Here is a 19,275-nt window from a genome sequence, read left to right on the forward strand (position 1 = left end):
ACTCACCGAAAAATTAGAAGTGTGCTCTGAAATTTACTCATGACAATAACAACATTCCGATCTCTGCTGTTTTATTCATTCTTATCTCTTGTTTCTTTTGGCGCTCAGGCTCAAGAAGAATTATTGTTCTCGATTCATGGCTCAAATACTGTGGGTGCCAGATTAGGGCCATCATTAGCTGAGTCCTATCTGAAGTATCTGGGGGCAGAAGGCGTAGGTGTTTTCCCGACCGGTCTGGATAATGAGGTCAAAGTGACTGGCTTTTTACCCGCTAAGGGTCAATTGGTCAGCATCTTTATTGCTGCACATGGTTCATCCAGTGGTTTTAAAGCACTGGCCAGCGGGAAAGGACAGATTGCCGCCGCTTCACGACCGATAAAGACTAAAGAGCAGGCCATGTTGTCTGGCATGGGCGATTTCAGCGGTCTGGAAGCAGAGTATGTTGTTGGCATTGACGGTCTGGCGATTATTGTGAATCCGGGTAACAGTATTAACAAGCTGGATATCAAAGATATTGCCCGTCTTTTTTCTGGTGAAGTGAAGAACTGGAAAGTATTGGGAGGGGCCGATCTGCCGGTTTCGCTGTTTGCCCGCGATGATCGTTCGGGAACCTGGGATACTTTCAAAAACCTCGTGTTGGCCAAAAAATACCAGCTCGACCCAACTGCCATGCGTTTTGAGTCCAATGCCGATGTCTCTGACAAGGTGGCATCGACCCCGGGGGGCATTGGTTTTGTCAGCCTGAATACCATTGGTCGAGCCAGACCATTGATGGTTTCTGAAGGCACTGACAGAGCATTGAAGCCTGAGCTGCTGCATGTTTCGACGGAAGATTATGTTCTGAGTCGCCGTCTTTATATGTATCTGCCAGAAAAGGACGCTGATCCTGATGCTCTCGACTTTCTCCGTTTTGCAACCAGCGATCAGGCACAACCTGTCGTAGCTTCTGTTGGTTATGTTCATCAGGCGGTTGAGCTGATGAGCCCTGATGTGCAGTCTGCACCAGAGGATTATCAGCGGATTGTTGACCAGTTTGACCGTGCGTCTGTTAATTTCCGCTTTGCTCAGGGGCGTGCCCAGCTTGATAACAAGGCTATCAATGATATTGAAAGGCTGGCGCGTTTCATTGATCGACAGCCAGGCGAGGTTCTGTTAATTGGTTTCGCAGATCAGAGGGCGCAATCGAGAAATTCAGATCTTTTGGCTAAGCTCAGGGCTGATGTGGTCAGAAGAGCTCTGGTCAAGGCTGGAGTTCCACGGAAGAAAATCCAGTACCGGGGTTACGGTCAGTATATGGCATTGTCTTCAGCAGAGAGTCTGGCCAGTAAAATAAGAAACCGCCGGGTGGAAGTCTGGGTCAAAGCAGACAGTGAATCCAATCAAGTGGCGGCCTCCTTTTGAATTCACCGATAAATTTCATAAAGGCGGTACAATAGCATGAAGCACTGTTCACTTCCTTCTTGAGCAGTGCAGACTATGTTACCGGTGCCTGCGCGGTGGGGCCTTGCGGGCTGATTTTAACTTATTGGCTGGCGGCTTGCCGCTGGCCTCCTCTGGAGAGTTAAACATCAGATAAAGCTCCATCAACACCTCAGGTATCTGGCTGCACATATCTTCAGTCAGCTTTTCGTCTTCCAGAATAGCTTCGAACTCAGGCTCGTCGTCAAACAGACCAGAGCCGAGCATGACCGGGAGCAACAGTTCACTGACTTCCTGTTCATTCTCTCGGAACCACTCTTCTTCCGTCATCATATGAGCCTGAAGAAAACCGCAGCACCAGTCCAGCAGGTCTTCATCATTCGGGTCGGCAAATTCTTCACAGGAAAGCTCAAAGCCTTCTTCTTCATTGAACTGTCGATCTATCGCTCGTGACAACTGATCAAGAGCCTGTTCCAGAAGGGCTGAATCTTCCCCGGAGAGTGTTACCCGAGTGCCAAACAGAATCTCATTACGCACATCGGTCTTCAATTCGAACGGGACGATAGCCATGGCGCTATAGAAACCATGGATGGCGTGGAAAGTAAAACCTTCCTCATCCGCATACCTGTTCAGCAGCGGCTCCAGAGTAGAACAGATGTCCTGCATTTAAAGAGAATCCGGTATGAATGAAAACCGGGGAGTCTACAGTAGTTTTCTGAAAGATTCCTGTCTATTCTCGGTCAGGTCCTCAGTTTGATGGTATACTGGTTTGTCTTTTCTTATCTAATTAATCACCGTCGTTTAAATGTGCATTGGACTGTAATGACTGATCCTGCTCTGAATGTTCTGCAAAATACTTTCGGGTTCGAATCTTTCCGTGGCTTCCAGGGAGAGGTCATCAGAGAGGTCACAGAAGGGCGTGACACGTTGGTCCTTATGCCTACTGGCGGTGGTAAGTCACTTTGCTACCAGGTACCGGCTCTGGTTATGGCGGGTACAGCTATTGTTGTGTCCCCTCTGATTGCCCTGATGGAAGATCAGATCCGTAATCTCAAGCAGATAGGTATTCGGGCCGAAAGCCTGAATTCGGGCATTTCCATGGAAGAGCAGTACCGAATAGAGCAGGAGCTGTTCACCGGGCATATTGACCTGCTCTATGTTGCTCCCGAACGTCTGATGACTGAAATGATGCTAAGGAAGCTGGATCGGATACAGATTTCTCTGTTTGCTATTGACGAGGCTCACTGTGTGTCGCAATGGGGGCACGATTTCAGGCCTGAATATCTGCAGCTCTCGGTACTGAAAACACGTTTTCCAACGGTTCCCAGAATTGCCCTGACCGCCACAGCAGACAAACGAACCCGACAGGAAATTATCGAACGTCTGGGTCTGGCGCAGGCCAGGGTGTTTGTTGACAGCTTTAACCGGGCCAATATTTTTTACCGCATCAGTCAGAAGAAGCAGGGTAAGCAGCAATTGTTGAGATTTCTGGAAAAAGAGCACCCTGATGATTCGGGCATAGTCTACTGTCTTTCCAGAAAACGGGTGGAGGATACTGCTGCCTGGCTGAATGCCCAGGGCCGAAAAGCACTGCCTTATCATGGCGGTATGACAGCTCACGATCGCAAGAATAATCAGCATCGTTTTCTCAACGAAGACGGCATGATTATTGTTGCTACCCTGGCATTCGGAATGGGGATTGATAAGCCTGACGTTCGTTTTGTTGCTCACCTGGACCTGCCAAGAAGTATCGAAGCTTATTATCAGGAAACCGGTCGGGCCGGTCGTGATGGACTCCCGGCTACTGCCTGGATGGTTTATGGTCTTCAGGACGTCATGTTGCTGAGACAGATTCAGTCGAATTCTACCGCAGCGCCTGAAATTCAGCGAATTGAGCAGCAAAAGCTGGAGGCCATGTTGTTTCTCTGTGAAGTAACGGGTTGTCGCCGTCAGGTGTTGCTGGAGTATTTTGATGAACCCTTGAAAGATAAGTGTGGCAACTGTGACCTTTGTCTGGAGCCGGTGACGACCTGGGATGGTACGGAAGCCGCCAGAAAAGCCCTTTCCTGTGTTTACCGGACCGGGCAAATGTTTGGAGTCTCTCATCTGGTCGACGTTCTGCTTGGCAAAGAAACGGCCAAAGTCAGTCAATTTGGTCACCGACGGATAAGCACTTTTGGTATAGGTAGTGAATTCAAACAGAGTGAGTGGCGCTCAATTTTCCGGCAGTTGGTGTCCAGAGGGTATATAAATGTTGATGTAGAAGGGCATGGGGCTCTCAAATTGAATGAAAAATGCCGTCCTCTGCTCAAAGGCAGTGAGCGATTATTGCTCCGTCAGGATCGCTTTGAATACGCCTCTGAGAGTGCAGCACGCAAAACCCGGAGAGTGGATCAGGGCAGAGTTATTATTGACGACCATGATCGTCCATTATGGGAAGCCATGAGAGCGCGTCGTAAAGAGCTGGCGGAAGAGCAGGGTGTTCCTGCTTATGTCATTTTTAATGACAAAACACTCTATGAAATGTTAGCGGTTAAACCCGCCAGTTTGGAAGCTCTGTCTCATATTTCAGGGGTGGGTGAGTATAAGCTGGAAAAATATGGGCAGACCTTTGTAGAGTTAATATCCGGGTTTGTTGTTTCGACTGTTTGATCCGGGTATTTTTTTCTATGCTGGAGTATGGGTGCTTTTCGAATCACGCTATCGGTTTTCTTTTTATCGGCTTTAGCAGGTTCTTATGTCTCATACCATTCATCTACCGTGTCACAGAGAAATCACATTGGCAAATCCAGACCTACTGGATGAAGCTCGTGAAAACCAGGTGACCTTTCACTATATCGGTTTACATAACGATCCAATACCGGACAACTATCAGCTATTCACCAGTGAGTTTGATTTTGGTCATAGTGCGACTTTGCTGGGTGATGGATTTCAGATGTTGGCGCAAACCACCGGGACGTACGACAAACCGGTTGATATTGGTCGATGTCCGGATAGCAGCAGTAGTTACCGGATTTATGGAGAGCAGCAGGGAAAGCGTTACTACAACTACCTGGTTGTAGACGATTCAGCGGAGTACACCCTGTTTGGTTTTACCTGTTGTCATCGCTATGCGGGCTACTTCGAAATAGTCAGTGGTGAGAGAGGTGTTTTGGTCTCAGCCTCTATCGATGGGGAAGGAACTTCTCCTCAGGACTGGGACAGCAGAGAGTTGGAATCTGTCGTCGTGCTAACTGGAGGCTCTTTACCTCAACTTTATCAACAATACGCGGGGTTGATTGCTCAGCATCACCCCCCAAGGGCAGGCGTCGTGCAACCAGCCCCCATCGGCTGGTGTTCCTGGTATGCCTATTATGCTGATGTCACCGAAGACAATATCCGCCAGAATCTGAATGTAATGACGGGAGATCTCAGCGATCTGGAGTGGGTACTGTTGGATGATGGTTATCAGGCATTTATGGGCGACTGGTTGACTCCGTCGGATAAATTTTCTGGAGGAGTGAAAGAATTAATAGCGGAGATCAAGCGCAAAGGAAAAAAGTCGGCGATTTGGCTTGCTCCTTTTATTGCTCAGCCTGAGTCAGAAGTGTTTAAACAGAATTCATCGTGGTTTGTTCGCCATCATAGCGGTGATCTCCTCAAGGCCGAAGATGTGACCTACGGAGGTTGGCGTTGTACCCCCTGGTACGTATTGGATACATCCAACCCCGAGGTACAGGCTCATCTAACTCACATAGTCAAAACCATGCGAGAAGAGTGGGGTGTTGAGCTGTTTAAACTTGATGCCAATTACTGGGGAACGCTCAAAGGAAAACGTTATCAGAAAGGCGTCACCGGAGTGCAGGCGTACCGAATGGGTATGGAGGCAATAGCGAAAGGCGCTCAGGATGCTCTTTTACTTGGGTGTAACGCACCCATGTGGCCGTCTTTAGGACTTGTTGATGCCATGAGAGTCTCGGACGATGTGGAGCGGAGCGCTCAGCGGTTTGAGCAAATTGCGAAAGAAACCTTCCATCGTAGTTGGCAGCATCGTAAATTGTGGCAGATTGATCCTGATTGCGGCACCTTTGTTTCGCTTGCTAATCAATCAACGGATCCCTGTAATTATGACTTTCATCGCAATGTATTACTCGCCAGTGGCGGGCTTCTGCTTTCGGGCGATCCGCTGCCTGATCTTACTCCGTTTGCTAAAACGACGTTAAGCAAATTGATACTGCGCCATCGTTATAGTCAAGACGCCGCTCAATTTACTTCACTGTCTTTACATCACGCTTCTCTGGCATTAACAGAGGGTAAAAAACTCCACTGTTTATTTAACTACAACGAGAATGCCAGGGAGGTGACATTGACCTCCGATCACCCTCTTTATTGGTACGATTACTGGAGCGGCGAGAAGCTCACTGAGGGGCCTGTTCAAAAGGTCAGGGTTTTATTGGCAGCAGGGCTAACGGGCCGCGCGATCATTGCTTCGATGTAAGAGAGGCTCACTCCCAAAAAACAGAGGTTTACCTCTCTTTAATTGCCCTGGAAGCAATGGTCTTCAAACGCAGATTATCTCAACGAACTTTAAAGGCTGTCGAAACTGGGTACATAAATAGACTGTACCTTTCACTTTTTAACTGCCTATTTCCTCTTCAAAAATAACTTCTGAGTCATGTTTCAGAGTTAAAAAATGACCATATTCCTTTTCAAGCTGATCCCGCTTTAGCTTCAGTGTTGGAGTGAGCATTTCATTCTCAATACTCCAGGTCGTTTTGGCGACTATGATATGATCCAGCTTTTCATGAGCCTCCAACTCATTATTAACCGATGTCATCGTGCTGACCAATTGTTCTTTTTGCTGGTCACGATCTTTTGAAGCGCCTTCTCCCAGTACAATCATTGCTATAGGTTGTTTGCGCCCAATCCCCATAACACAGACCTGCTCGATATCCGGGTTACGACCGAGGCTCGACTCGATAGGTACCGGAGAAACATATTTGCCTTTGCTGGTTTTAAATTGTTCTTTAACCCGACCAATGATTTTCCATGAACCCTCAGAGGTTATTTCAGCTTTATCACCTGTTTTAAACCAGCCGTTCTCAAAGGCAGCGTCTGTTGCTTCAGGATTGTTGTAGTAAGACTTAAATACCGCTTCTCCTCGAATCAACACTTCTCCTTGCTCGGAAAGTGACATTTCGACACAAGACTGAGGGCTGCCTATGGTGCCAATATCAGTGGGTTTGAAGGGGATGTTGCAGCACGATAAGCCTGAGGTTTCGGTCATACCCCAGCCTTCGCTAATACGAATACCCAACTTTTGGAACCACTTCAAAACCTCTGGAGAGATAGGTGCGCTACCAGAGCCGAAAATTTTAGCTTCCTGCAGGCCAAGAGCAGTGCGAATTTTCTTTGCTACTAATTTACCGATAATGGGGATTTTCAAAAGAGTTTGTAGCTTTTTGTTGGGCATTTTGGCCAGAATTTGTGACTGAAACTTAGTCCATAATCTGGGCACTGATAAAAAAGCAGTGGGACGAGCATAACGAACATCATCGACAAAAGTATCTAAGGACTCAACAAAGAAAATCTCGGCGGAGTAATAAATTGATGGGAGTTCAACAACGCATCGCTCAGTAATGTGGGCAAGAGGTAAATATGACATTACCCGTCTTTCTTGACCTGTTAAAAACTTCTCACCTCCAGCCATGGCCGAAGAAGCTACATTTCTCTGGCTGATCATGACGCCTTTGGCAAGGCCTGTACTGCCTGAGGTATAGATAATAGAAAATAGATCGTCGATATCCGGATTATGGAGTGTTTTTAGTGGCTCATAATTATTCAACCAGTCAAGCCACTGCTCTTTGCAATCAAGTGTAGGGTATGGAAATGAGATGCTGAGAAAGTCATCTGGCATTGCTTCTGAAAGGGCTTCAGTGCTGTCCAGTTTGCCAACAAAAATAGCCTTTGCATTACTGTGCTCAAGCACATATTTTATGTTGTCTGCCCCAGCTGTTGGGTATATCGGCACACTGATCAGGCCTGCCATCATGATGGCTAAATCAGCAATATACCATTCGGCTGAATTTTTGGCGATGATGGCGACTTTATCGCCCTTTGATATTCCATTGGATAAAAGACCTCGAGCGATCTTGCGGGCTTGCTCGTCAGCTTCCCCCCAAGTGTAAGAAGTCCATTGCCTGTTGTCAGGCTGATTAAGCCAGACCTTATCGGGATGCCTTGCAACGTTTAGCTGCATTTGTGCCAGGGGGGCTCTACGATTTTTCATATTATTATTTTTTCGTACATTCTTTGGTTGCTAACATTAGCTAACGGATGAACTCTAACTTGTACAATGGATAGATACAACAATTAAGTACTCAACCATACGAAATCATATTTTCTGACTTATTGTTCAGGCACTCGCGGCAACTGCTCCTGCGTTGCTCTAGCTCCTGCATCCATGCAGTCGTGATGCGTTGCAACTCTGGTCACATAGCTTGCTATGTTCCCGTTGTTGCGCCTTGCAGAGCACCTGCCCAATAAGCCAGAAATATTCGATTCCGTATGGCTGAGTACTTATTGTATTTTAAAAAATTTAACGATAATTGATCCGCAATTCCCCCTGAAGCACTGATCATCAAACGTTGATTTTCTCAACGAATTTCAAAGGTTCTCGACACTGGGCGCACAAATAGACTGCACCTCTTACGGCCCTGTTGTGGCGAATGGAACTGAGCGGGATGGTCTTTCCTGCACAGCTGCAACTGTATAGGAATGGTCTTTTGCTGGCATTGCTGGTGTTGTAGCTGTGGGTTCTCCGGGCCGGGAGTCTGAACACCTCTTGCATAATCAATTGCCACTCTCTGCCATGGGGGCGGATTTTTCTGCCAAACAGTTGGTGGGCAATGAGGTGTGCGACTTCATGACCCACGGTATGCTTCAGAAAATGTTCCTGGTTTTCTTTGAGCAGTTGTTTGTTCAGACGAAGCAGGTTTTTTTCGGTCCAGGCTTGTCCGGCCGTTTCGCCTCTTAAACTCAGACTGATCCGGGGGCGTGGAAATCGTTTAAGAAAATGCCGCTCGGCCAGGCAGTAAAGCTCACTGACCCGTAACTCAACGGTAGGCAAATAGGGGCATTGTATATTCGACATAAACAGGCTGACTTGGAAAACTCATGGGAGGATAGCAGAGGGATTGTATCTGTACAGTGGGTTTATTGGAATAATCAGGCAGGTTTCATCAAGGCATCACTTCCAGATGATACAGCTTAATTCATCTGGCTTGGCGCTGAACTTCAGTAAACTTGAATGTATTCGGGGCTTACACCCATACCCCAGAAGATCACGGTAGTGATCATAATCGAGACCAGAACAACCAGCCCGATGCAAAGCACAGAACTGGCATAGACAAACCCCTGCTCCTTAGGTATCTGCATAAAGGTTGGCAAACCGGAATACAGCATCAGGGCTGAGCAGGACATGGCGATAGTGCCAGCAACAATAGTCAGCCAGATAGAGGGATAAAGCCCGCACAGGCCCGCCAGAAAGAGTGGTAAAGCGGTATAACAGCTAAATGCAACACTCTGTGTCATGTTGGGTTTGCTGCCAAAGGTTTCTGCCATCCATTGGATGAATGCACCCATAACGGCAACGCCCGCCAGTATGGCCAGCCAGGCAAAAAATGCCATGAAAGCAGCACTGGTTTCCGTTAACTTGACGACCTGATCACTGCCCGGGACTGTCCAGCCGGTTCGAGTCGTCCCCAGATAAGTACAGACCGCTGGCAGGGCAGCCAGCCATATGACCTGACCCAGGTAAAGGCGAATAATGCCGGGAGGGTGCTCCCGAATATCGGTCCACTCTTCTTTCGGACGAAAGAGAAGCCCCCAAAAGTGACTTAATATCATGGTGCAACCTCCGTTATGGCTGTACCAGTAGCTGGTAATCCTTACGTTTTGCTAAGTTATCAGCTACAAAACAGCGGCTAATATGTTGTTATTATTCACTGTGACAGGCATCGGCTCTTCCTGTTCAACAGGATCGTTCGATAGCCTTGACTTCAGTGTTTACATATTTCTTATACGAAGTAAAGTAATATCGTCCCAATACAGGTTCTTTTATTGAATAATAGGGCAATTATTTCCTCGTTTATCAGTCTCATAAAGGCTTCGGCATGACTGTCTGGTTCAGTTCGCTGGTTTGGTGGATTGTGAGACTAAACGGTTAGTATCATAGAACTCCGGAATGATTACATGACTTCAGGCGAAGCCGTTTTTGTTAAAAAGTAGTGTCTAAATAGTTTCGTTTTTGCCGGACGGGCTCAGGAGAATGACATAGACCATGATGACTAGAATTGATCGTTTGTTTCTTTTACTGCTGGCAGGGCTCGTTGCTCTGGGAAGCGGGTACAACAGAGATTTTCAGCCTGTTAAAGAGCCCGCAATAGAACAGGTGCAAAAGGTCACCAGGGAGGAAGTCAAGGTTGAAAAAAAGGTTCAAAAGAATATTCCCGACTTTGCTGCCATTGAGGACGTCAATAAGAAGAAAAGTCAGTTCTTTGCCCACGTGAAGCAAATGGTTGATGAAGAGAATGAGCGTCTGGCGGGTATTCGTCAGGAAGTTAAGATGCTTAGGGAAAAATCGGCTCTGCATGAAAGCGAAGAAAAGTGGCTGTTGGATATGGCCCGAAAGTTCAGAGTGGATGAAGAGCTTAAAGTCAGTGATGCGCTTTATGACGACCTGCTGCACAGGGCGGACGAGATCCCGGTATCGCTTGCTCTGGTGCAGGCGGCTAACGAGTCGGCCTGGGGGACTTCAAGGTTTGCCGTTGAAGCCAACAACTACTTTGGCCAGTGGTGTTTTACTCCGGGCTGTGGTGTTGTTCCTGGTGAGCGTCCGGAAGGTGCGACCTACGAAGTCAGGAAGTTTTCTTCATTGGAGGCATCGGTTCGGTCGTATATGCATAACCTCAATACCAGCCATCATTATGAGGGTTTGAGGGAGCTGCGTTCAAAAAGAAAATCCATGGGACACCCGGTTACCGGGCCGGTACTGGCACAGGGACTTTATGCCTATTCCTCCAGAGGTATTGATTATATAGAAGAGTTGGTATCCATGATTGAGAGTAATGATTTGTTGAAGTACGACCTGGAAAAGCCTCTAACGGGCCACTAGTCTGCCCAGAGCAATAGTGTAGCCATTGATTGCACTTATATTGCTGATGCCTCAGCAGCAGGCAGCACCCTCCGGTGAATACCGGAGGGGTTGGATAAAAGTAACGAGTCAGGGAAGGCGTGTTGCATCAGCAAGGTTCCTGGAGTGATTCAAGAACCTGGCCAAAGCAAAGCCAAGAGTGTGCGTGTCAGAGGTTAACAATATTCACAATGGAAGCTTGTTCAGGCTTTTCCTCTTCATCGTTTTCATCCCTGAAGGCCAGAGGTACATCCACCGGGTCAAACGCAGTGTCTCCATCTTTAACAGGCTGACCATCCGCCGACAGATTGTTGAAATCAAACAGTGAGCTGTCTGCCAGATGGGAGGGCGCTACGTTCCTCAGAGCTCTGAACATGCTCTCCATTCTACCGGGGAAGCGTTTGTCCCACTCGGTGAACATAGCCTTGATTGCCTGCCTCTGAAGGTTTTCCTGAGAGCCGCAGAGATTGCAGGGAATAATCGGGAATGCCTTAAACTCGGAAAAACGGACAATATCCTTTTCACGACAGAAGGCAAGAGGACGGATCACCGTGTGCTGACCGTCGTCACTGACCAGTTTGGGCGGCATGGCTTTCATCTTGCCGCCGTAGAACATGTTCAGGAACAGGGTTTCCAGAATATCATCCCGATGATGGCCCAGGGCAATCTTGGTGACTTTCAGTTCGCTGGCCGTGCGGTAGAGGATGCCTCGGCGCAGCCGAGAGCAGAGTGCGCATGTGGTTTTGCCTTCAGGCACCTTCTCTTTGACGATGGAGTAGGTATCTTCCTCAACAACGCGGTACTCAATACCCAGGGTTTCCAGATAATCAGGCAGTACATGTTCAGGAAAGCCAGGCTGTTTCTGATCAAGGTTGACTGCAATAAGGTCAAAATTGACCGGCGCATAAGTCTTCAGGTTCAGCAGAATATCCAGCAGGGTATAGCTGTCCTTACCCCCGGACAGACAGACCATGATGCGGTCGCCGTCCTCAATCATGTTGTATTCGGCGATGGCCCGACCTACCTCTCGTCTCAGGCGTTTCTGTAGTTTGTTGAAGTGGGTTTTTGCGCTTTTTGTTTGGCTCTGCATTTTGGTTCTGTCTTGTCTCTGAAAGTACCCAACTTCATTTAAGGCCCTTAGAGGGGGCGGTTAAACCGGGTGACTTACTGCTCTGGATAATGGTGAAACGGGCAAGATCCCGAAAATTCACAACATTATAATCAAAGGTTTCACGATAGGCATCAGGGATAATGACAGCAGCAGCTAAAGTACCTAACCAATTAGTTACCTCCCGAACTCACAGGGCTGACGGCTGCTATTGTGAATGAGCTGTCGAAATATGGTTAAGTGAAGCTATGCTTATCTAATGGACAAAATGCGCAGGGACACAGGTTCCAGTCGTTTATACACAGAATAATCGTGGACATTTATTCAGGGGACTTCCATGGCTGATTACGAGAAACTGAGAGTCTGGTTATTATCTCGCAGAGACGAGTTGAATATCCGGCTCGGAAACATCAATAAAGATATGACTCGCAGAGCCAATGCCGATTGGTCGGAGCAGGCGCAGGAGAGGGAAAATGATGAGGTTATTGATCAGCTGGGTAATGATGCCCGGGCTGAACTTAATCTGATAAACAAAGCATTGGATCGTATGAATCATGATGATTACGGCTTCTGTACCGGCTGCGGTGACAAGATAGTTGAAGCCCGTCTGGCAGCTATGCCTTACGCCGATCTTTGCATCAAATGTGCAGAAAAGCGGGATCGCGCCAGCTGACAGCGTCAGGGAGTCTTCAGGCTCTCTGACACTGTCTTTTCTGTCTCAGTAGAATTCGTTATCAAAGCCCTGTAACTGTCCACAAAGCTCTCGACGGGGCCTGGGTGGTGGCGATGATAGTAATTATGCCAGAGCTTACCCAGGGCATGGATATCATCATGGGGTACCTTGTGGATAGGCTTTTCGGTTCGATAATAAATCATCCAGGAAATGGCGGTAGCGTAAGAGAGGTTGGTCGCTAATTCCAGATGTGGATGAGCCAGAAATTCTCTCTGGCTGGCCAGTCCCCGTATCAAACTGGAAAGGTCGGATTTCTTCGCCAGGTAGTGATCCCAGATATTACGGTGCATTCTGGGTGAGATTTGATAAATTCCCAGAGCTTGATGATGCTCCTGTTTAAGATGAAAACCCAGGCCGGATTCTCTGGCCGCAGTTCCCAGCAGCAGGTTTTCTGCAGTAGGACTCCACATTCTCAAATGCTTCAGGGTAGGGCGAACAACATAGTGGCGCAGCTCCTTTGCACAAATACCCATTGGGATTTCCTTTGTCTTAGAGCATTATTTTCATTATTGAGATTATCGTAGCACTCAGAAAATTCTTAAGTACAGTAAAATTTAACCAACGAATACTTCGGGTGTGGAAACCACAAAAGCTCTTAATGGTCATTTTCCGATAAAACTGAATATCAGGAGATTGCAAAAGCACTAAGTACTCAGCCATACGGAATCGAATATTTCTGGCTTATAGGGCAGGTACTCTGCAAGGCGCAACGACGGGAACATAGTAGGCTATGTGACCAGAGTTGCAACGCATCACGACTGCATGGATGCAGGAGCTAGAGCAACGCAGGAGCAGTTGCCGCGAGTGCCTGAACAATAAGTCAGAAAATATGATTTCGTATGGTTGAGTACTTATATGAGGGGCATGAAAGAAAAGAAGGGGACTATTCCCCTTCAAATTCACACAGTGAGAAGACAGGAATTCCTGCTTCATTTAGTATCTTTGAACCACCAAGGTCTGGAAGATCCATAATGGCAGCTGCTTCCAGAATTTGTCCGCCCAGTTGTCTGACCAGTTGACCGGCCGCAAGCAAAGTGCCACCTGTAGCAATCAGGTCGTCAACCAGAATGACTTTATCGCCTTTCTTAATAGTGTCTGCATGAACTTCAAGCGTTGCCTTCCCGTACTCAAGTTCATAATCCTGAGCGACAGTATTGTAGGGCAGCTTTCCCTTTTTTCTAAACAGGATCAGTGGTTTGTTCAGGGCATATGACAATGCAGAGCCTATCAGGAAGCCCCGCGCATCAAGAGCGCCGATCCGGTCAAACTCAACATCCAAATAGCGATGAATGAGGCTGTCCATGACCGACCGCCAGGCTTTGGGGTTCTCGAAAAGAGTGGTCACATCCCGAAACTGAATGCCGGGCTTTGGCCAGTCAGAAACGGTTCTAATCTGTGCTTTCAGATAAGCTTCGTCAACGATCATATCTTTCCCTTAATGTCCGTTCCTGGTGCGCTTATGCGGAGGAGATAATCTGTTCCAAACCGACAGACTTTCCACCCGCCAGGGAGCATAATTGAATCGGGTCACGGATTTCAATTTCTTTGCCCACTGCGAAGATCAGATCGTTTTTCTGGAACCGGGTAAATACCCGGCTAACGGTTTCTACAGCCAGTCCCAGGTAATTGCCCATTTCATTGCGGGACATGGACAGGCGGAATGACTGGGATGAGAAGCCTCTGCGACGAAAACGACTGGCCAGGTTGATCAGGAAGGTCGCAATTCTTTCATCAGCGTTTTTCTTGGACAATAGCATCATCATCTGCTGATCTTCACGAATCTTCTTACTCATCAGACGCATCATATGACGACGCAACTCCGGGAATCGGTCGGATAGCGTTTCCAGCTGGTCAAAGGGGATTTCACAGATCATGGTGGTTTCCATGGCCTGAGCAGAGACCGGGTAGACGTCAGTATCGAGACCACTCAGGCCCAATATCTCACTGGGAAGATAGAAAGACGTAATCTGTTCCTCACCTTCATTGGTGGCGGTATAAGTTTTTAAGGCCCCGGAACGGACAGCGAAGACGCTGGTAAACCGGTCTCCTTCCAGGAACAGGTGTTCCCCCTTCTTGAGAGGGCGGCTTCGCTTGATGATGCGATCAAGCTGGTCAATGTCTTGTAGATTCAATGCCAGAGGTAGGCAGAGGGAGCTAAGACTGCAGTCTCTGCAGGCCACATGGCCAGGTTGTCGTACATTGGGCTTTGACGTCATTGAGTGGCCTCAAAGTCGTATTGGCGAAATCGCTGACGATTCTATTGAAAATGCTACCAAAGTGTAAGTCTGTGCTTTCCGAGACTAAAGCGTAATTCCTTCATACTTAAGGCTTTTTCGGAAAATACTTACTGGGTTGCGATAAGTCCGCACTAAAAAAATGTTGTACTTGATCAGTTGCCTGGCAGTTAAGTCATTGAGCTTGATGAGAAGGCTGTGAACGCTATCAATACCTATGATGCAAGAAAGATGTTCTTCAGCGCCAATGTGTCGATAACTGTACTGAATACAATTTCGTAAATCAGGGAGATTTACGCCATGAGTCTGCTCAGCTCAGTGACAGGGATTCTGTTTACTCCAACCGTGCAAGTGGCTGAACCTCGAACCTTTGAGGAACTCGTTGCCGCTGAGGATTTGACGTTCAATGATCTTTCACCACAGGAAAAGCAAATCCTGATGGCCAGAAAGGGTGAGCTGACAATTGAGGAACTCAGAGCATTAAAGCTCGAAGAGGCCGAGTGTGCTGAGCTTGAAGAGGCGCATCGTATCCGGCTTCAAAAAAGTGCGATCTGGGATGGCCGCAGAATTGCTGTCACGATAGCCAAGGGAACCGGGGTTCTAGTCGTCGGTGCTTTTGCCGCCGGGGCCGCTTCTGTATCGGTGCCTGTTGCTGCCGGACTGGCTGTATGTTCAGGGGTGGGCTACCTGTTTTATCTGCGGACCCATTCAGGCGAGCTGGAAACACGTTCAAAGCAACTGACTGATTTTGTCATTACCCATGCACAACCCCAGAGAATCATTCGGGAACAGCTGGAGCTAAGAGAGTCTGAGCGTGCAGAGGCTCTGGATAGAAGGCTCCGTGAGGCAGAAGACGCGCTGAAGTTGGAGAAACAGCGAAAAGCAGAGTTGGCCGACCAGCTCCCGGGAAAAGCGGATCTGGCATCAGGGCAAGAACACTTTAAACAAATGCAACATAGAATCGAAAAACTCAGGGCTGCGGAGAAACAGCAAAAAGAGTTGGCTGGTGAGTTGAAAACACTGACTGAGCAGCACAGGAAAGTTGATCGTGAGATGGTGGAAGTGCTTGATGAAGTTGAACAACTGAGTGAGGCGCTCAGGAACAGGCAAGGCAGTGATAAGGGAAGAGATCGCCAGCAGTTAAAACAACAGGATTTGAGGTTACAAGAGACACTTCAGCTTTTTCAGGAAAAGGTCGAGGCGCTTGAAGATGAAGCACGGATTCTGACTGAAACCATTAAAGAAAAAGATATTGAGTTTGAAAGGCTGAATCGGCAGAAAAACCATCAGACTACTGACATTCAGGCACTGATTTTGCAAAAGAAAGCCGTTGAGCGAGACACCATTAAACCATTGCAAAGAAGACTCAGGGCAGCCGAGCGGATGCTGATGGAGGCAGGAGCCGATCAGCAGGCTATTCAAAACCAGCTGTTTCAAACCCAGCAGACAGTTCGATCTCTGGAAACGGAGGTAAAGACGGTTTCTGATGAGGCAGTTACCCAAAAGCTTGATTTGGAGAGGGCTACTGAGAAGGTACTGTTCCTGGAGTCTCAGCTGAGTTCTGCCATTCAGCATAAAGACAAAACCTATAAGGACTACCTGATTGTCATTGATGAACTTAATGCTGTTCGTATGCAGCTTGAAAGCAGTCAGATGTTACAGCATGAGCTGGAGAATCAGCTGGAGGAGGATAAGGCGGCTCAACGCATTCAGGAAAGGCAACTGAGGTCAGATCTGGAACAATTGCAAAAAGAGAAGGCCGGGTTGATCAATAACTCAGCAAAGGTCGCTTCCGAGAATCAGTTTTATCGGGAGCAGATTGATCTGCTCACCCGGGAAGAGCAGATGGTCAGAGCCCGTTGGGTAGAAGCCCATAAGTCGACTCAGCGTCTCAAGGATGTTGAAAAAGAACTGCAGGCTCAGGGGGAACTGCTCCAGGAAACCAGAGTTCAGTTGCAACATGAGGCTTCTTCCAGAAAAGTGCTGACAGCAGAGCTCAATGGTTTTAAGCAACGGGAAGCAGCCGTTGCTAAAGAAAAAGGTTTGCTGGAGGTGCAGATCCAGCATCTCAGGGAACAGGAAAAGACCGATCGGGATGCGCTCGTCTTGACAGAGCGTCAGCTTGAAGAGAAAAAGAATGAGCTTAAATTGTTGCAGGAAAGTTATACCTGCCTTCAGGAGAATATCAGTCAGGGTGAGCTTTCGAATCAACAGCTCAGAGCTGAACTGGACCGGGTGAGACTAGAGGTGCTGGATAGAGATAGAGAGATCAGGGAAGTTCGCGACCTTTTACAGAAAACAGAAAGTGTTCTGGAAAGCTCTGAGCAGAAGGTATTTGACCTGAATGCAGAGTATGAGTCTGTGCGCAGCCAGGCCATAGAGGGGACTGTGGTCAGCGCTATGGATCACGTGGATCAACTGACCAGTGATTCGCTGAATAGCAAAAACCACTCAAGAAAGGTTGAGGAGCAAAAGCATAACCTGGAGCTCCAGTTTCAGGCGCTGAGCAGTATGAATAAGCAGCTGCTCGAAGAAGTCACTCAGTTTAATAATAAACGAGGTCAGAAAAAAAGAAGAGTCTGGCAACAGCAAATCAGGCAGGCCAAATCTCAAGCTGAGCAGAGTCAGCTTCTTGCCAGAAAATTACAGCAGGACCTGATCAGCAAAAACGACTCAGTTCATGAAATGAGTGAGAGACTTAAGCAAGTTGAAGAGGCGTTCGCTCAGGTCTCGGAGCAGTTAAATGCCACAAAGCAGCAAGCGAATGCTGTATCCGTTGAGCTGGAGTCAACCAGGATAGAGTCCGAAGAGCGAAGGCTAAAGCTCAAAGAATTGGAAGACTCCGGGGCTAAACTGCAATTCAGACTGGATTCCCTGACCAACGAGCTTGAGCTGCTCAGGTCAAAACCCGAAGGCATTGATAAAGAAGCTCATCAACGAGTCGTGGACGAGCTGGAAAAAGCACAAGGCAATGTCAAAAAATTACAGGGAGAACTGAGTGCCAGTGACAATCTTGTAAGCGAATCTCTGGCTGATGTTCAGACGTTGCCAGAGCTCAAAGGTAAGCTCAGGGACATTGAGGAACAGCTGTCGCTCCTCGGGGGGTATTTGCAAACGCCTCATGAGTCGTTTCAAAGTAATGCTGATGAGTTTACCAGGACCTTGTCCCGGCTGAAGTCTGAATGTCAGGAGATCGTTGTTCTGACGGGACAGGAAATGACCGCTCTCAAACGTCAGGTCGAACAGCTCCATGATATGAACTATCTGTTGAAAGTTCAGGAAATAGAGGGTCAGACCAAGACTCTGGAAACCCAGGTTAAGCTGGTTGAAGCTCTGAGAACGCTCAATGGGTTGCAAAAGGGCAGCGACCCTGAACAGGCAGACAAGTTTGCTGAAGAATTGGTTGCCGCTGAAACCTCGCTGCAGGCATCAAGACAGGAAGCGAAAGAGCTGTCACGGACTCTCATGACAGTGAAGAATCATCCTGTTATTCAGGCTGAAGCAGATCCCGAAGCCCTGGCGCTGGAACGGGTGCGCGATGATCTCTTGCTGGAGCAAAAAAAGTCAGCAGATTATCTCAGTCAGATCAATACGCTGAAGATGCAGTTTGTTCTACAGCATTCTGAAATGCCACTGTCGGAGATTCCTGATGAAGACTACCCCAGGGTAATTCTGGAAGTGGTTAAAAAGTACATTGCCGTTGATGAACATGAAACCCGTCTCGGGGCAGGTCTGGAAGCCATGCTGACCGAACCTCTGGATTATATTCACCGCATTGACGATTATGACGATGACGCCAGAGACTGGGAGATTGAGCTGGCTGGCGAAGAAGCTCTTGAGAGCTGGCAGCAGGCCCTGAATGAAGAACAGCTTCGCTCAAGGGCATACTTCAAAGAATTGATGGCCCTTCGGACATACCTGATCGCTGAACTGGAATATCGTGGATTAACAACAAAAGCGCTGGAATGGGGCATGGGCGAGCTACAAGACATTATTGTTGATCAACTGCGAAGGGATGGAAGGCTTAAAGACTCCTCCCAGACGATTTCACCCACAGCGATAACCGTGCTTTCGTCATTGCAGTCGACGGCAAATGACCCGGGCAGTCTGCAGCTCGATGACCCTGTGGGATTGAAATGGGATTATAGTGATTTTTTAGATCACTATTCAGGGGGCTTTAACGATTTAACTTCTTGTGCCTCTGACGATGAAGACAATCCGCCATCAGAATACGATTCGACCCAGTCTGAAGTCGACAGCCTTGAGGATTCTGTTGAGAATGAGACGCTCTGGCAGCAGTTGCCTGAAGATTTGGACTATCAGGAAGAGTTTTACCTTTACCAGCAAGTGAGGTCTGCAGTGGATGAGCTGGAGAAAATTGACCGGGAGCTTGAAGAGCTGGATTGGTCTGAATCTTCCGATGAAGAAACCGGGCCAGAGAGTCCGCGAGTCAGGCTGGAACAGAGGAGGAAAGAGCTTATCGACTGGCTCCGGCAGGAAGATGCTGTCAATATAATGCAAAAGTTTCGTTAGCAAGCGGGCAATACACAACCGTTAATATAACAACCTTGTTAGTCAAATCCTGAAAATAATCGGTCATAGTCCCCCG

Annotated in this window: 14 protein-coding genes; 6 read left to right on the top strand and 8 right to left on the bottom strand. The window is 47.9% G+C overall.

Annotated features, from left to right (window positions below):
* The first annotated feature begins 39 nt into the window (after positions 1-39).
* The gene (locus ACOMG9_RS08265) at positions 40-1,401 is read left to right on the top strand and encodes a substrate-binding domain-containing protein (RefSeq protein ID WP_448216572.1); all 1,362 of its coding nucleotides are present in this window, start codon (positions 40-42) and stop codon (positions 1,399-1,401) included.
* Between the two features lie 78 nt (positions 1,402-1,479).
* On the opposite strand, the gene ACOMG9_RS08270 is transcribed toward ACOMG9_RS08265, so the two are convergent.
* Positions 1,480-2,085 (bottom strand): YecA/YgfB family protein, encoded by a 606-nt coding sequence (locus ACOMG9_RS08270; RefSeq protein WP_422133203.1) that lies wholly within the window; start codon positions 2,083-2,085, stop codon positions 1,480-1,482.
* A 156-nt stretch (positions 2,086-2,241) separates the two neighbouring features.
* Between ACOMG9_RS08270 and recQ the strand changes: the two genes are divergently transcribed.
* Together recQ and ACOMG9_RS08280 are read left to right on the top strand one after the other, a co-directional pair.
* Positions 2,242-4,071 carry a DNA helicase RecQ gene (gene recQ, locus ACOMG9_RS08275; protein WP_448216573.1) on the top strand — a complete coding sequence of 610 codons (1,830 nt, stop codon included), beginning with the start codon at positions 2,242-2,244 and terminating at the stop codon, positions 4,069-4,071.
* Positions 4,072-4,198: 127 nt separating this feature from the next.
* A complete protein-coding gene (locus ACOMG9_RS08280; protein ID WP_494530068.1) occupies positions 4,199-5,896 on the top strand; it encodes a glycoside hydrolase family 36 protein in 1,698 nt (565 codons plus the stop codon).
* Between the two features lie 138 nt (positions 5,897-6,034).
* Here the strand turns inward: ACOMG9_RS08280 and ACOMG9_RS08285 are convergent, their stop codons facing one another.
* The 3 genes from ACOMG9_RS08285 to ACOMG9_RS08295 all read right to left on the bottom strand — a co-directional run bounded on the left by ACOMG9_RS08285 (position 6,035) and on the right by ACOMG9_RS08295 (position 9,306).
* Complete coding sequence (locus ACOMG9_RS08285; RefSeq protein ID WP_448216575.1) at positions 6,035-7,687, bottom strand: AMP-binding protein; 1,653 nt, start codon at positions 7,685-7,687, stop codon at positions 6,035-6,037.
* 351 nt (positions 7,688-8,038) lie between these two features.
* Complete coding sequence (locus ACOMG9_RS08290; protein ID WP_448216576.1) at positions 8,039-8,551, bottom strand: SprT family zinc-dependent metalloprotease; 513 nt, start codon at positions 8,549-8,551, stop codon at positions 8,039-8,041.
* A 143-nt stretch (positions 8,552-8,694) separates the two neighbouring features.
* Positions 8,695-9,306, bottom strand: a complete 612-nt coding sequence (locus tag ACOMG9_RS08295) for a Yip1 family protein (protein WP_448216577.1) — start codon at positions 9,304-9,306, stop codon at positions 8,695-8,697.
* Between the two features lie 433 nt (positions 9,307-9,739).
* On the opposite strand from ACOMG9_RS08295, the gene ACOMG9_RS08300 reads away from it, so the two are divergent.
* Positions 9,740-10,573: a glucosaminidase domain-containing protein gene (locus ACOMG9_RS08300; RefSeq protein ID WP_422409105.1), complete on the top strand. Its 834-nt coding sequence runs from the start codon at positions 9,740-9,742 to the stop codon at positions 10,571-10,573.
* Positions 10,574-10,760: 187 nt separating this feature from the next.
* Here the strand turns inward: ACOMG9_RS08300 and ttcA are convergent, their stop codons facing one another.
* Positions 10,761-11,681, bottom strand: coding sequence for a tRNA 2-thiocytidine(32) synthetase TtcA (gene ttcA / locus ACOMG9_RS08305; RefSeq protein WP_448216578.1), 921 nt, complete (start codon positions 11,679-11,681; stop codon positions 10,761-10,763).
* A gap of 355 nt (positions 11,682-12,036) precedes the next feature.
* Between ttcA and ACOMG9_RS08310 the strand changes: the two genes are divergently transcribed.
* Positions 12,037-12,372: a TraR/DksA family transcriptional regulator gene (locus tag ACOMG9_RS08310; protein WP_317145896.1), complete on the top strand. Its 336-nt coding sequence runs from the start codon at positions 12,037-12,039 to the stop codon at positions 12,370-12,372.
* A 5-nt stretch (positions 12,373-12,377) separates the two neighbouring features.
* Here ACOMG9_RS08310 and ACOMG9_RS08315 read toward each other — a convergent pair whose 3' ends face one another.
* The 3 genes from ACOMG9_RS08315 to fnr all read right to left on the bottom strand — a co-directional run bounded on the left by ACOMG9_RS08315 (position 12,378) and on the right by fnr (position 14,648).
* Positions 12,378-12,905, bottom strand: a complete 528-nt coding sequence (locus ACOMG9_RS08315; RefSeq protein WP_448216579.1) for a hypothetical protein — start codon at positions 12,903-12,905, stop codon at positions 12,378-12,380.
* Between the two features lie 410 nt (positions 12,906-13,315).
* Positions 13,316-13,858, bottom strand: coding sequence for an adenine phosphoribosyltransferase (locus ACOMG9_RS08320; protein ID WP_448216580.1), 543 nt, complete (start codon positions 13,856-13,858; stop codon positions 13,316-13,318).
* A gap of 31 nt (positions 13,859-13,889) precedes the next feature.
* Positions 13,890-14,648 carry a fumarate/nitrate reduction transcriptional regulator Fnr gene (gene fnr, locus ACOMG9_RS08325; protein ID WP_422133212.1) on the bottom strand — a complete coding sequence of 253 codons (759 nt, stop codon included), beginning with the start codon at positions 14,646-14,648 and terminating at the stop codon, positions 13,890-13,892.
* 318 nt (positions 14,649-14,966) lie between these two features.
* Here fnr and ACOMG9_RS08330 point away from each other — a divergent pair, with 318 nt between their 5' ends.
* A complete protein-coding gene (locus ACOMG9_RS08330; protein WP_494530069.1) occupies positions 14,967-19,199 on the top strand; it encodes a coiled-coil domain-containing protein in 4,233 nt (1,410 codons plus the stop codon).
* Positions 19,200-19,275: the final 76 nt, after the last annotated feature.

The organism is Endozoicomonas sp. PH6C (assembly GCF_059322965.1).